This is a genomic window from Actinomycetospora sp. CA-053990 (genome assembly GCF_050948445.1).
Classification (GTDB): Bacteria; Actinomycetota; Actinomycetes; order Mycobacteriales; family Pseudonocardiaceae; genus Actinomycetospora; species Actinomycetospora callitridis.
On sequence record NZ_CP192043.1, the window covers coordinates 5,240,003 to 5,253,142 of the forward strand.

Sequence of the window (13,140 nt, forward strand, 5' to 3'; positions counted from 1 at the left end):
GACAGCCCGGACAGCGTCCGGCCTGCGATGGTCCTACATGGGTCAGGCGACGCTCGTGGTCGCCATCCTTGCCTACACCGCCGTCATCTCCCGCCTGCTCGATCCGGCCACTTTCGGGGTCTACGCGCTGGCCACCCTCGTCGTGTGGTTCATGGACTACTTCGCTCGGATGGGCCTGGCCTCCGCGATCGTCCAGAAGCCGGAGCTGACCGACACCGACGTGCGCGCGGCCTCGACCGCGGGCATCGTGCTCGGCCTCGGCTGCTGTGCGCTCACGTGGGTGGTCGCCCCGCTGTTCGCCGCGGCCTTTCACATGCCGGCGCTGACGCACGTCATGCGGGTGCTCGGCGTCGGGTTCGTCTTCGAGGGCTGGTCGATGACGGGGATGGGGCTCTTCATCAGGCAGCTCCGCTTCCGCGAGCTGTCGATCATCACCACGGGTACGTACATGCTCGGGTATCTGGTGGTCGGTGTGTCTCTGGCGGCCGCCGGCGCCGGGGTGTGGAGCTTGGTCGCCGGCGTCCTCGTCTCCAACGCCTCACAGGCCGTCTGGCAGTACGCCAAGCTGCGCCACCCGATCCGCCCCGTCGTCACCTGGGGCCCCTACGCCGGCGTGTGCGGCTACGGCGCCCGGCTCTCGGGCACGCACCTCATCGATTACCTGTGCAGCAACCTGGACACGCTCGTCGTCGCCCGTGTCTTCCCCAGCGCGGTGCTCGGCCAGTACAACCGGGGTTACTCCTTGGCCTTCAACCCGATCGGTTACCACGTCGCCCAGGCCTCGACGAACGTGGTGTTCTCCAGCCTGAGTCGGATCCAGGAGGACCTCGGCCGGCTGCGTCGGGTATATCTGAGCGGCCTGACCGTGGTCGCCGTGATCCTCTTCCCGGTCTGTGCCGGGATGTCGGTCGCGGCAACGGAACTGGTCCGGACCGTGCTCGGCTCACAATGGGGGCTGGCTGTCGGGCTCGTGCCCTGGTTCGCCTTCGGCGCCGGCTTTGCCGTGCTCTCCAAGCTGTCGAGGGCGGTGGCCGAGGCACGCGCCGAGCTGAACCGTTCCCTCGCCGCTCAGGGCGTCCAACTAGCCGTGCTCGGGACCCTGCTCCTGTTGAGCGCAGGAGCCGGCCAGCTGTGGCTGTTCGCGGCCTCGGTCGCCATCGGCGAGTTCGCGCGGCTGCTCGCCTACCTGGCCCTGATGCGACGGATCCTGGCCCTGCGCCTGCCCGATGTCGCCCGGGCCCTGATGCCCGCTGTGCTCGGCAGCGTGGCGGTGGCGCTGTTCGTCGCCGGGATCAGGCAGGCCTTCCTCGCCTGGGCACCGACCGTCGTGGTGTTCGCGGCCGAGGTGGTGGCGGGGGCTGTGGCGCTCGCGCTGTGCCTGCGGCTTGGCCCCATGCGCGAGGCCCGGGCAGAGCTCGCCAGGCGGTTGGACGACGCCGGGATGCTCGGTCGGCAGGGCGGCCTTCGTCGCCGCCTTGCCACGGCCATGGTCGGCCCGGTGGCATCGGCCGTGAGTCAGGCGCGCGAGTCATGATCACGCTCATCGGCATCGGACTCGCGGCCGGCGCCGCGGTCTGGCTCGGTGTGCTCGCCATCGACAAGCTGATCGAGCGCCCGACCATCGGGGCGACCGTCGTGCTGGCCATGACCCTGGTGCAGGCGGCCCTGGTCGATCAGGTGCCCGCCCTGACGCTGCCCGGTGGGACGCGGATCATGGTTCACGACGTGGCCTTCACGCTCGTGCTCATCGCCGGGCTGGCCAGGCTCCTGCGCATCACCCGCTTCAGCACCCCACAGCGCTGGCTGATGCTGTTCGTCCTACTGCTGCTGATCTCCACCGCCCTCGGTGCCGTCGACTTCGGCGTACAGAAGGGCGTCGCCGAGTTCCGGCTGTTCTTTCCCTACGTCAGCGGGGTCGTCTACTTCGCGACCTTTCCTCCGTCGGCGAAGTTGTTCGACCGCATCGGCAGGCTGTGGTTGGTCGCGAGCGTTGCGATGGTGGCGCTGGTATGCGTGCGCTGGCTCGACGTCTTCGGCGGGATTTCTCTCGGGGTACCACTCGAGAAGTTCGGGAACGACGCCGAGCTCAAGGTCATCAACGGCCCGTACACTTTCCTGCTGGCGCACGGCCTCATCCTCACGGCGGCTTTTTGGCCGCTGCGTGGCAAGCGCGCCACGCGGCTGAGGTGGCTGGCCGGAGTGCTGCTGCTGTTCGTCGTGCTGCTCAACCGGCGGACGGTCTGGCTGACGCTGATCGCGGGCGTGGCCGTGATGGCCTTTCAGGCGTACCGCAGCGGGATGAGACTCCGTCATCGCACGGTTGTGGGGGTGGTCTCGGCAACGATCGCGGCGGTCTCCCTCTACCTGGCGATCGCCGGCTTCGGCGCGCCGGACGAGGCACTGGCCCGACCAGCGGTGCACTCCGACACGCTCGAGTGGCGGTTCCAGGGCTGGGAGCTCCTTCTGCAGTCCTGGTGGCCGGACCCGGTCCACTGGTTCATCGGCCAGCCGATGGGCACCGGGTTCGAGCGGAGGATCGACGGGGCGGAATTGAACTCCGAAGCGCACAACTTCTACTTCAACACCCTCTTGCGCACAGGCGCGGTTGGCTTGATCGCTCTGCTCGGCCTGACCGTCGGCGTGCTGCGCAGGCTGTGGTGGGCTCCCTTCCGTGGCGGATTGCTCGCACCCGAGCTCTTCCCCGCCATGCTGACTATGCAACTCATCTGGTTCATGACCTGGACGCCAGGGCCCGAGCAGGGAATTCTCACGGGCCTGGCGGTGGCGCTTGCAGGAAAGGTGGGCGGACGTGCGAGCACGCGCGCGGGCCGTGGCAAGGAAGATCCTGGCCGGCTACGACCTCTCCCTGACTCGGCTGAGCAAGTCCACGCCGGCCCGGCGCGCCCGGTTCGTCGCTGATGCCGGGGTCACCGTCCTGGTCGACGTGGGCGCACACGTCGGGACGTACGCTCTTGACGCACGGAGGGGCGGCTATCCCGGTCGGATCGAGTCGTTCGAGCCGCTGCGCGACCCGTACGAGATTCTCGAGGCGAGGGCGAAAGACGATCCGCTGTGGCATTGCCATCGGCTGGCCCTCGGCGACCGCTCCGGCACCCTCACGATGCACGTCGCGGGCAACGAGGTCAGCAGCTCGGCGCTCGCAATGCTGCCTCGTCACCTGGAGGGGGACCCGCGCTCCGCATACGTGCGCTCGGAGCAGGTCGAGACGGCAAGGCTCGACAACGTGCTGATCCCGAGGCCGTCCGAAGTGCTCGGCATCAAGCTCGATGTGCAGGGCTACGAACGGCGGGTGCTCGATGGCGCGACCGTCGCCCTCGGCCATGCTGCCCTGCTCGAGCTGGAGCTGTCGCTGGTACGGCTGTACGAGGGCAGCCCGCTCGCGGCCGAGATGATCCAGTACCTGGCCGGCCTGGGATTCGAACCCATCTGGTTCGATCCCGCCTTCTACGATGAGCGAAGCGGGCGGATGCTCCAGGTGGACGCGATCTTCGCCAGAGTGTCCTGAGGTCATTCGGGCTGACCACCACGGCACGGAGTCGTCGATCGAGCTTCGAGCCCGGCCTCGATGTCCAGAGGGTCCACCATGTCGAACTTCGTCTTGTTCCCACCCGGGGTGGCGATCTCAGCTCTGTTGAGCATCTTGATCGGCCGCTCCGTGGCCCAAAAGCTGGCATGCGGACGAGCGGTCGGCTACGCGCTCGTTTTCTGGGTGGGTGTCATCCTCTCGGCCACGATGACGCCGAGTATCGGCGGCATCGACGATCCGGACCGGACGATGGCGTGGTGCGACCTGTCCCGCATCGGCCCGCCACCGATCGACCAACTCGGCACCCTCAACGACGTCAGTCTCAACGTTCTCCTCTTCGTGCCGCTGGGCGCAGTGGTCAGCGCGATCGCGCGACACCGGTGGAAGGCGCTCTTGTGGTCCGCGGCGCTGCCGTTCCTGATCGAAGGGGTTCAGTTCTTCGAGGCTCCGTTCGGGCGCGAATGCCAGAGCGCGGACGTGTTCGACAACCTGACCGGCCTACTTGCCGGTTACGTCGTTGGGACGGCGACGATTCTCGGCTGGAGGGCGTTGTCCCGCCTCTTCGATGCAGTCCGTCACAAGCAGTGATGAGGCATCTGCCGTCCGCAGCAACCAGTCGACCTGCCGTCCGCAGCAACCAGTCGACGCAATGAGCGCGGCACCTACCGTGGATGATTTCGGTCGATGACCGTCGAGAGTCCCTAGTGTCCCACGAGCCGCTGAGGAGAAGGCCCTGAGGGCTTAAGAACGATGCCGACCATCATGTTGCCCATCGGCGCGACGAGATCAAGCAGCCGGTAAACGCATCTCGCCGCGAGGAGCTGGAGCCTGCGAGGGAGACGGAGCTTCGACACCAGGCGATTGACCACGAGATTGTGATCGAAGAAGCGACATGAGATCACTTCCGCATCGTTTCGGAGAAGATAACTACGCGTAGCCTGTTCGAGGATGTTTCGATTCCAGCGGAAGACGTAATTCACTGCTTCCCCGTCGATTTCCCACGTCTTCCCGATCGCCCTCGCGACGAGTCCGGTGTGCGGCTCGATCACGACGACTGCGTTGCTGGCCACGCGCAGCATCTCGGTGAACCCCGAGATCGGACGCGGGAGGTGGTGCAGCCCGTCCTGGACCAGAACCACGTCGTAGCCACCGTCCTCGATCTCCGACATCTGCTCGGCGTTGAGAAATCTCGTCTTCAAACGCTTGTCGAAGCGGCGGCAGAGTCCCAACGCCTTTTCTGACAGATCGGACACAGTGACATCAACAAAGCCTTGGTTGGCGAGGAACGTTCCTTCGCCACCGACGCCGGCGCACACCAGGAGCACGGACTGCGTCGCGACGTCGAGCCGCCCGCGATTGTCGAGTTCCGTCAACGCGCGGTGCAGACGACGGTCACGGAGATACCTGATCAGGGGATCGCGCGTATAGTGATAGTCCCAGAGCCCTTCGGTCGAATCGCCGTGGAGACGATTTGCCCGTTCATGCTGCATCTTGATGCCGTCACTCATGGGCTCGAACTCCTATCTTTCCGAATTTTTCGCTGCTGGCTACTGCGGCGCAACGAGGTCATGGCGTCACGTGCCTGACCCGGGGGAATGTCGCGGCCGCAGTCGTCGACATCGGAGGCAGCCGTCGCACTCCGCTCACCGAGCTCCCCTGTCTCGTGGACGTGCATCTCATGTGGCGTCGAGACTCCGGATCGTCGCGGCCCGACGAGAGCAGCCGCGCAGTGTGCGGCCGCGCGCACCCAGTCCCGAGCGCGTGGTGGCAACGTGGCGACCACTCGCCGTCCGAGCGGGAATCGGTTCTTGAACAACGCTCGTTCGAACCTGCTGTCCGGGGTCGTCGACTGCGGAGGCCGCAGGGGCCAGTCGATAGGGTGGGTCGGCACGGCGCTCTCGCCACGCGCCAGGCGTCTGGTGTGGGTGGCCTCCTGGTCGAATCCGATGTTGGCGACGAGGTTGACGCCCGGGATCACGGAGACGCCGCGGTTGATCAGGATCGCGAAGGCCCAGCCGAAGTCCCAGGTGTCGACCCGGCCTTCGTGGACGCTGTCGAACCTCTGGCGCGTGATGTGGTACTCCGTGAACGGCATCCTCGACCGGACCAGAGCATGCGCCTGCGGTTCCGCCCACCTCGACAACGCCGGATCGTATCGACTCCACGCCCTTCGCCACGTCGCCCATCCCCATATCGGAGCCGTCCGAGTGAAGACGTAACTGCCCTCGGTCGAGTCCCACGTCCCGAGCGGGTTGTGCCCGCCGATCATCATGACCGCGGGGTCGTCGTGATAACGCTCGAGCAGCTCGGCGCAGAACGGGAAGAAGTCGGGGGTGGGGATGCAGTCGTCCTCGAGAATGATTCCACGCTCCTCGTGGGTGAGGAACCAGTCGATCGCGGCGCCGACACCACGCTTGCACCCCAGGTTGTCCGTCTGGTAGAGCCGTTGCACCTCGCAGGACCAGGTGACGTCTTCGAGCACGCGGCGGGTCCGGTCGCAGCGATCGACGTCGGAAGGGACGTCGACGCGGGGCCCGTCGGCGGCGAGGTACAGCCTCTTGGGTGCTGCGGCCCGGACGGCGTCGAACACCAGCCGAGTCTTCTCCGGACGATTGAACGCGATGATCAGCAACGGTGCGTCAGTGGCGAGGCGCATACTTCACGGACCCCTTTCTGTCACAAGCTCGAACGATTGGCCATCTGATGAGCAGACTCGGTTCGACTCCTCAACTCTTGCTGGTTGCTTGATCCACCGTCATCCCGATTCCTCGCAGGCGGCGGCCTGGATGGTGTTCGCAGTGAAGGCGATGTCCCGGTCAGCGAGGTCGGCGCCGTTGCCGGCTACGACGCCGGTGGGGTACCCCCCTCCACCAGTGGCGCAGATCATGTTGTCGTGGACGTGGACGCCGGCGAGCAGGTGGTCCGGCGGGGTCGAGTCCGGCCGGTCCTGCTGAGTCCCTGTGATCCCGTTGTAGTTGCCGGACAGACGGTTGCCGTAGACCTCGATGTTCGAACTCGAGGCCACCGTGATACCCCCGTCCCAGTACCAGCCCTTGGCCTGCAAGCCATTGTGATAGACGTGGTTGTAGCGGATGACGGCGTCCTGACTGATCTCGTAGAGAATGCCCTCCCCCCGGTTTCGTTCGACCAGATTGTGCTCGATGAGCACGTCGTGGGCGTTGATGTCGGCCCAGATTCCTTTGCAATCGTTGTCGTGCACGTAAGCGTTGCGGACGATGACCGCGCCCACGTCCCACTTCATGCCGCCGGCCCCCCAGTCGCAGTCGGCGAGCAAGGCATGGTTTTGGGCCAATTCAGGCCCGTCCATGGTGTTGACGTCATCGTCCACGCCGTCCAGGAGGATCCCGGTCGCGGCGTTGCCGGCGATCCCGAACTGGTCGTTGTCGTTGTAGTGGCCGCCAAGGATCCGCATGCCGTCGGCGACCAGCAGGCCGGCCCCGGCGTTGTGCAGCGACGAGACACTGCGGACCAACCAGCCACTGGCCCGCGGGTCCGGCTGGATGGCGCCGCCGAGTTTGCCGGGGTTGTAGTCGCGTACCACCATCGACTCGAGCGTCACGTTGCTGCCCCCGCCGGAGAACGCCATCTCCAGGCGCCGTCCACCGTCCAGGACCGCGTCAGGCTCCCCGCAGAAGGTGTCACCGGACTTCGGTCGGACACTGAAGTTCTGCAGGTGGACGCCTGCTTTAACGAGGTAGGTGGTGCCGGCTGGATGTGCATTCACAACTCTCTGGGCGTCGTCTCCGACGCCGATCGGCACATCGCCTCCGGTGAGGCACGACGACGCGGACGGCGGTGCCGACGCGCCCGGGGGCGCCTGGGGGGGACGTGGCGATGTAATGAGCGAGCCGGCCGTGATCGTGACGACGGCGACCAGGCCGAGTACCAGGCTCCCCGCGAGCAGCGCCCAGCGCCCCCTCCGGTCACGACCCGACCTGGGGGCGGGGTCATCAAGATGCATCGGGGTGAACGCGGATCTCGGCCAGCCGCTTCTTCAGATGGTCGGCCAACCGCAGAGCCAACGCTACGACCGTGAGCGTCGGATTGGAGCATCCGTAGGTCGGAAACACCGAGCTGCCCGCGACATAGAGGTTTCGGATGCCGTGCACCCGGCAGTCGGCGTCGACCACCCCCTGGGCAGGGTCGGTGTGCATCCGTGTCGCGCCGAGGTGGTGGAAGTTGCCCTCGAACAGGGTCGGTGGATGCTCGTCACCCAGCAGGAGCTCGACCTGGCCGAGCCCCGCTCCCCGCAATGCCTCGTCGACGGCTTCCTGCGACGCTCGGATCGAGGCGCGATCCGACTCGGCCGGTCGCCAGTCGACGCGAGCGACGGGCAGGCCGAACCTGTCGCGCCGGGTGCCGAGGGTCACCCGGGAGTCCGGGTCGGGTGCCTGCTCGCCCTGGGCGCGCAGAGCGAGGACGCCGCGGGCGTCGTCGGGCGTGAGCAGGCGCTCCCGGGCGAAGGCCCCGAGGTCCCCGACACCGGCGACGACGTTGCGGAGGTGACCGCCGATCCCCGCCGGCAACGGGCGGCGGCGCCGGGCCTTGGCCAGGGTCGCGAGCGATCGGACCGCCTCGTTCATCATGGAGAGGTTCCGGGGCAGCGGGAAGAACGCGCAGTTGAGGAGCTGTCGTTTCTGCTGCACGGCGTCCGTGACCCGCAAGGCCCCTTGCACCCGCACCCCGGGGGCCGGCTCATGGACGGCGTAGAGGCCGGCCTTGGCTAACAGCTCCGGAGAGGCTGGGAGGATGTACCCGGTGCGGGCGGACATGCGTTCGGCGAAGAACCGCCCGACCAGGTCGTGATCGTTGCCGAGCCCAGCGGGATGGACCTGGCGGCTCTGCAACAGCAGGCGCGGGTTCTCGATCCCGCCCGCTGCCAGCACAACCATCCGGGCCTGCACGAAGCATCGTGAGCCGTCCTCGCGCCGCAGCTCGACCCGGTCGACCTGGCAGGGATCACGGGCGGTGCCCAGGTCGACCACCGAGGCGTGGAGCAGCAGCGTCACGTTCGGAGCGCGGACGAGCTCCTCGTAGTACCCGTCGAAATCGTCGATTCCGCGCTGGAACACCGTGCTCTCGACCGTGCCTGGGAGGAGTGGCAGGGGCGGCGTCCGGTCCTGATCGGCCCAGCGACGGACGTCGTAGTCGAACGGGCCGAGCCGGCACAGCTCCTGAGCCTGGACGTAGTACGGCTCCAGATGCGCGCGGTCGAACGGCCAGCCGGAGTAGCGAATCCCGGGCCGGACCTCGAAGTCGACCGGGTCGAGTGGCCGAGCGGCCCAGCTGTCGTCGTCGGGCGTGAACCAGTGCCTGCTCGTCCCGCCGAAGGCCCGTACCCGCGACTGGTGCAGCCGATGGATCGGATGGCCTTCGCTCTGGCCTCGGTTCAAGCGCTGCGCGCGGCGTTCTGCGTCCCTGCCGCCACTCTCCAGCAGCCAGACCTCGGTGTCGTCGCCGATCAGCTCGCGGGCGATGGCGATCCCCGCCGGACCGGCCCCGATGATGCAGACGTCCACCTCGACCTGCTGGTCGTTGTCGAGCTCCCGCACGTCCGACAGCACCTGTGGCGCTCCTCCCTCGTCCCCGAGCGACGCTAGGTTGTCCGAAGCGGGATGGCGGCCGCGCTCGTGAACGCGAGCCGGACCGGCAGCCACTTGAGCGACGGGCCGAGCGCCCTGACCCTCGAGAGCCGGAACAGCCGAAGCACGTCTCTGGCGTCGGCAAGCCGCCCCTTCCGCAGCCGGCGATAGGCACCGGCCAGGATGAACTGATGCATGAAGTCGGCCTCCCAGCGACGCACCTCGCGCTCGGGGACGACGCCGGTGGCGACGGCCCGGTCGAAGATGCCGCCGAGCACATCGATCGTGCGCGGGTTCCACATGCCCATGGTTGCCGCAGCCTCGTGGATCGTGTAGGCGCAGGTGGTGACGGGCATGCACCGCGCGCCGTAGCGAGAGAACAGCCTGACCCACATGTCCGTGTCGGCGGGGTCGCCCACCTCGGGCTCGAACATGCCCGCCTCGACGAGTGCGGTCTTGCGTACGACGACCATCGGTTCTCGCACGAATGACGAGTTGCGGAGGAGCCGTCGCAGCGCCGCTGCGGGCGGCAGGTACTGCTCACGTTCGAAGGTCTGCTCGCGCCGTTTGACGCCGTCGACGTCCACGATGTGCGCCCCGAACATCACGACCTGCTCGCGAGGAGGCACGCGACGGAGGTTGTCGATCATGAGCTGTCCGGATGTGGGCAGCATGAGATCATCGTCGTCGAGCTGCTGGACCCACTCGCCGCTCGCCAGCTCAGCCGCCAGGTTCATGTTCTCGATCAGCGTCAGAGCCGGACGGTTCCAGGCGTAGGTGTGCCCGCCCGGCCAGTCCGTGAGCAGACGCTCCACCACGCGCCCGCTTGCATCGGTGTCCGAGCCGTCGGAGACCGTGACCTCGACGTGTTCGGCCACCGGGGCCATGGCGGTGACGAGCGAGCGCAACGCCCGTTCGAGCAACTCAGGACGGTTCCGAGTGGGCATGACAAGCGAAAGCACGGGGCTTGTCACGGAAAGACCTCCAGGCAGCCCATCGAGTCGTGAACCGGACTACGGTCTCAGGTGGTGCAGGGCACGTGAATCGTCAGAATTGAGGGCTTGTCGATCGCCCCAGCTGCGCTCCCACGCCAATCGTCACTCTTGACGACCGACACGGGACGCTCGCGCTGCGACCATCTCACCGTCTTGCCTGATGGACCCAGGAGTGAGGGATGTTCGCTCGACGTGTGGCGGTCGTCGGCACCGGCTATGTCGGTCTGACCACCGGCGCCTGCCTGGCCTCCCTGGGCCACACCGTGGTGTGCGCGGACATCGACGAGGCCAAGGTCGAGGCGCTGCGTCGGGGCGAGGTCGACCCGCTGGAGCCGGATCTCGCGGACCTCGTCACCGCCGGCCTCGCTGCGGGGCGACTGTCGTTCGTGGTGGGTGCCGACGCGGCGCTCACCAGCCCGGCCGGCTCCGTCGAGCTGGTGTTCCTGTGCCTGCCCACGCCGATGGGGGTGGGCGGGGTCGCCGACCTCACCGCCGTCGAGAGCGTCGTCGAGGAGGTCCGGGACAAACTGCCGCCCGGCACCGTCGTGGTCAACAAGTCGACGGTGCCCGTCGGCACCGCACGTCGGACCGCCGAGCTCATCGGCCGCGACGACGTCGCGGTGGTGAGCAACCCGGGCTTCCTGCGCGAGGGCTCGGCCGTGCGCGACTTCCTCGACCCCGACCGCATCGTCGTCGGGAGCGACAACCAGGATGCCGCGGAACGGGTGGCGGCGCTCTACACCCGGCTCGGAGCACCGACGGTGCTGACGGACGCGGTGAGCGCCGAACTCGTGAAGTACGCGGCCAACTGCTTCCTCGCCGTGAAACTGTCCTACGTCAACGCCCTCGCCGAGCTCTGTGAGCGGGTCGCCGCCGACATCGACGACGTCACCGAGGGAATGGGCTACGACCACCGCATCGGCCAGTCTTTCCTCACCCCCGGCCCCGGGTGGGGCGGATCGTGGCTTCCCAAGGACACCCACGCGTTGCTCCAGGTCGCCGACGTCTTCGACTTCGAGTTCCGCCTGCTGCGCGCGTCGATCGAGACCAACCTCCGGCAGCGCCAGCGGATGGTCGACAAGGTCCGGCTGGCCGTGACCGGGTCACGAACGGGGTCGCTGTCGCGCACCCGCATCGGCCTGCTCGGCCTCACCTTCAAGGCGGGGACCGACGACCTGCGCGACTCCCCCGCCATCGCCGTCGCCGCCCTGCTGCGGCAGGCCGGGGCCGAGCTGGTCGGATACGACCCGGCGGTCTCGCCGGACTCGGAGGCACCGGAGCTGGCCGGCATCGAGGTCGTCGACGATCCGGCCGTCCTCGCGAAGAACGCCGATGCCCTCGTCGTGCTCACCGAGTGGCCGGAGTTCCGCACGCTCGCCTGGTCGGACCTGGCCCAGCTCGTGGCGCAGCCGGTCGTCGTCGACACCCGCAACATCCTCGACTCCGACGTCCTCGGCCGCGCCGGGTTCACCGTGCACGCTCTCGGACGGCGCCGACCCGGTCCATAAGGCCGGAGGGACGCGCCCTGAGAGAGCGGCACGCCGTCGCGTCAAGGCCGGGACCCTCACGGGATCGTCACCGCCCCGGCACCCGGCGGCACCCGCCCATCGGTCCTAAGGTCCGCGGGTGACCTGGTGGCACGGCCTGATCATCGCCGTCGCCGGCGTGTGGGCGGGGACGATCAACACGGTCGTCGGGTCCGGGACCCTGGTGACGTTCCCGGTCCTCGTCGCCCTGGGCTATCCGCCGGTGACGGCCACGACGTCGAACGCGATCGGTCTGGTCCCGGGCAGCATCACCGGCGCGTACGGCTACCGCGGCGAGATCGTCGGGGCGCGGCGGCAGCTCATCCTGTGGTCGGTGATGTCGGCGCTCGGGGCGCTCGGCGGCACGGCCCTGCTGCTCTCCCTGCCCGAGGACGCGTTCGAGACGATCGTGCCGTTCCTCGTCGGGCTCGCGCTGGTGCTCGTCGTGATCCAGCCGCTGCTGACCCGCCGCCTCAAGGAGAAGCCCGCCGCCACCCGCCGCACCTGGCCGCTCTACCCGCTGATCTTCCTCGTCGGCGTCTACGGCGGGTACTTCACGGCAGCTCAGGGAATTCTGCTCGTCGGCGTCATGGGACTGATGCTCACCGAGCCGCTGCAGCGCCTGAACGGCTACAAGAACGTGCTCGCGGCCGTCGTGAACGTCGTCGCGGGCGCCGTCTACGCCGTCGTCGCCCCGATCAGCTGGCCCGTCGTCGCGATCCTCGCCGTGAGCTCGACGATCGGTGGCCTGCTGGGCGCGAAGATCGGCCGGCGCCTGTCTCCCACCGTCCTGCGTGCCGTGATCGTCGTCGTCGGGCTCGTGGCGATCGTGCGGCTGGTGCTCGAGTAGCCGCTACTCCGACGGCCGGCGGCGCTCGGCAGCCTCGACCTCGTCGTGGGCGCCGGACCGGGGGGCGGGGAGGTCGCTGTCCGCCGGCTCCCGGTCCGGGTCTCTCTCCTCCGACGGCACCGTCAACGGGTCCGGCTCCCGCCGGTGCCGTTCGGGGAGCACGTCGAGGGCGGAGACGCCGTTCGCGCGGATGAGGCGGGCGAGGACGAGGGCGGCCGCCACGGACGCGAGCAGCCAGACGCCCACGACGACCAGCACCCACCCCAGCACCGACACGGCGGCCCCCACGCCTGTCCGAGAACGATGTGAGACCACCGTCCCCACCTGATCACCCCAGGTGACCGTGCACCGAGAATAGGCGGGCCCGGGAATCGTCACAGCTGACCGCTGTCACGATACTGCGACGAATCGTGCAGATCGACCTCTCCACCGCCTCTGAGCGACGAGCCAGTGACAGCGAGTCATTTCGTAGAGGTCGCCGAGCGCTCTCGCTCCGAATTCCACAGCCTCGTGACTGATCATCCGGACTCTCATGATTCACGATGCGTGGTCACGGCTTCACCCTTGCGGCAACATCGCAGCCCTTTCGCTAGGCCGAAGAGCCCAACTTCGGTCACTC

12 protein-coding genes are annotated in these 13,140 nt (G+C 68.0%); 6 read left to right on the forward strand and 6 right to left on the reverse strand.

Features of this window, described 5'->3' with window-relative positions:
- Nucleotides 1-37: 37 nt before the first annotated feature.
- The 4 genes from ACQPYN_RS26815 to ACQPYN_RS26830 all read left to right on the forward strand — a co-directional run bounded on the left by ACQPYN_RS26815 (nt 38) and on the right by ACQPYN_RS26830 (nt 4,135).
- On the forward strand, nt 38-1,534 hold the full coding sequence (locus ACQPYN_RS26815; protein ID WP_433029559.1) for a lipopolysaccharide biosynthesis protein: 1,497 nt from the start codon (nt 38-40) through the stop codon (nt 1,532-1,534).
- Entirely contained in the window at nt 1,531-2,919 is a 1,389-nt protein-coding gene (locus ACQPYN_RS26820) for an O-antigen ligase family protein (protein WP_433029561.1), read from the forward strand. Before ACQPYN_RS26815 ends, ACQPYN_RS26820 begins: the two co-directional genes overlap by 4 nt.
- On the forward strand, nt 2,831-3,526 hold the full coding sequence (locus tag ACQPYN_RS26825) for an FkbM family methyltransferase (protein ID WP_433029563.1): 696 nt from the start codon (nt 2,831-2,833) through the stop codon (nt 3,524-3,526). Before ACQPYN_RS26820 ends, ACQPYN_RS26825 begins: the two co-directional genes overlap by 89 nt.
- Before the next feature lie 78 nt (nt 3,527-3,604).
- Complete coding sequence (locus ACQPYN_RS26830) at nt 3,605-4,135, forward strand: VanZ family protein (protein WP_433029565.1); 531 nt, start codon at nt 3,605-3,607, stop codon at nt 4,133-4,135.
- Between the two features lie 113 nt (nt 4,136-4,248).
- On the opposite strand, the gene ACQPYN_RS26835 is transcribed toward ACQPYN_RS26830, so the two are convergent.
- From ACQPYN_RS26835 to ACQPYN_RS26855, 5 genes are all read right to left on the reverse strand, one after another.
- Nucleotides 4,249-5,055, reverse strand: a complete 807-nt coding sequence (locus ACQPYN_RS26835) for a class I SAM-dependent methyltransferase (protein WP_433029567.1) — start codon at nt 5,053-5,055, stop codon at nt 4,249-4,251.
- On the reverse strand, nt 5,052-6,203 hold the full coding sequence (locus tag ACQPYN_RS26840; protein ID WP_433029569.1) for a hypothetical protein: 1,152 nt from the start codon (nt 6,201-6,203) through the stop codon (nt 5,052-5,054). The genes ACQPYN_RS26835 and ACQPYN_RS26840 overlap by 4 nt, the downstream gene beginning before the upstream one ends.
- A gap of 99 nt (nt 6,204-6,302) precedes the next feature.
- Nucleotides 6,303-7,328 (reverse strand): right-handed parallel beta-helix repeat-containing protein, encoded by a 1,026-nt coding sequence (locus ACQPYN_RS26845; RefSeq protein ID WP_433029571.1) that lies wholly within the window; start codon nt 7,326-7,328, stop codon nt 6,303-6,305.
- 190 nt (nt 7,329-7,518) lie between these two features.
- The gene (locus ACQPYN_RS26850; RefSeq protein ID WP_433029573.1) at nt 7,519-9,132 is read right to left on the reverse strand and encodes an FAD-dependent oxidoreductase; all 1,614 of its coding nucleotides are present in this window, start codon (nt 9,130-9,132) and stop codon (nt 7,519-7,521) included.
- A gap of 32 nt (nt 9,133-9,164) precedes the next feature.
- Complete coding sequence (locus ACQPYN_RS26855; protein WP_433029575.1) at nt 9,165-10,124, reverse strand: glycosyltransferase family 2 protein; 960 nt, start codon at nt 10,122-10,124, stop codon at nt 9,165-9,167.
- Between the two features lie 200 nt (nt 10,125-10,324).
- Between ACQPYN_RS26855 and ACQPYN_RS26860 the strand changes: the two genes are divergently transcribed.
- Both ACQPYN_RS26860 and ACQPYN_RS26865 read left to right on the forward strand, forming a co-directional pair.
- Nucleotides 10,325-11,653, forward strand: a complete 1,329-nt coding sequence (locus ACQPYN_RS26860; protein WP_433029577.1) for a UDP-glucose dehydrogenase family protein — start codon at nt 10,325-10,327, stop codon at nt 11,651-11,653.
- A 118-nt stretch (nt 11,654-11,771) separates the two neighbouring features.
- The gene (locus ACQPYN_RS26865) at nt 11,772-12,521 is read left to right on the forward strand and encodes a sulfite exporter TauE/SafE family protein (protein WP_433029579.1); all 750 of its coding nucleotides are present in this window, start codon (nt 11,772-11,774) and stop codon (nt 12,519-12,521) included.
- 3 nt (nt 12,522-12,524) lie between these two features.
- Here the strand turns inward: ACQPYN_RS26865 and ACQPYN_RS26870 are convergent, their stop codons facing one another.
- Nucleotides 12,525-12,809, reverse strand: a complete 285-nt coding sequence (locus tag ACQPYN_RS26870; protein ID WP_433029581.1) for a hypothetical protein — start codon at nt 12,807-12,809, stop codon at nt 12,525-12,527.
- Nucleotides 12,810-13,140: the final 331 nt, after the last annotated feature.

Bases quoted from the DNA above. Each gene is read 5' to 3' on its own strand.
- ACQPYN_RS26815 (WP_433029559.1), top strand. From the start codon at position 38: ATGGGTCAGGCGACGCTCGTGGTCGCCATCCTTGCCTACACCGCCGTC.
- ACQPYN_RS26820 (WP_433029561.1), top strand. From the start codon at position 1,531: ATGATCACGCTCATCGGCATCGGACTCGCGGCCGGCGCCGCGGTCTGG.
- ACQPYN_RS26830 (WP_433029565.1), top strand. From the start codon at position 3,605: ATGTCGAACTTCGTCTTGTTCCCACCCGGGGTGGCGATCTCAGCTCTG.
- ACQPYN_RS26835 (WP_433029567.1), bottom strand. From the start codon at position 5,055: ATGAGTGACGGCATCAAGATGCAGCATGAACGGGCAAATCGTCTCCAC.
- ACQPYN_RS26840 (WP_433029569.1), bottom strand. From the start codon at position 6,203: ATGCGCCTCGCCACTGACGCACCGTTGCTGATCATCGCGTTCAATCGT.
- ACQPYN_RS26860 (WP_433029577.1), top strand. From the start codon at position 10,325: ATGTTCGCTCGACGTGTGGCGGTCGTCGGCACCGGCTATGTCGGTCTG.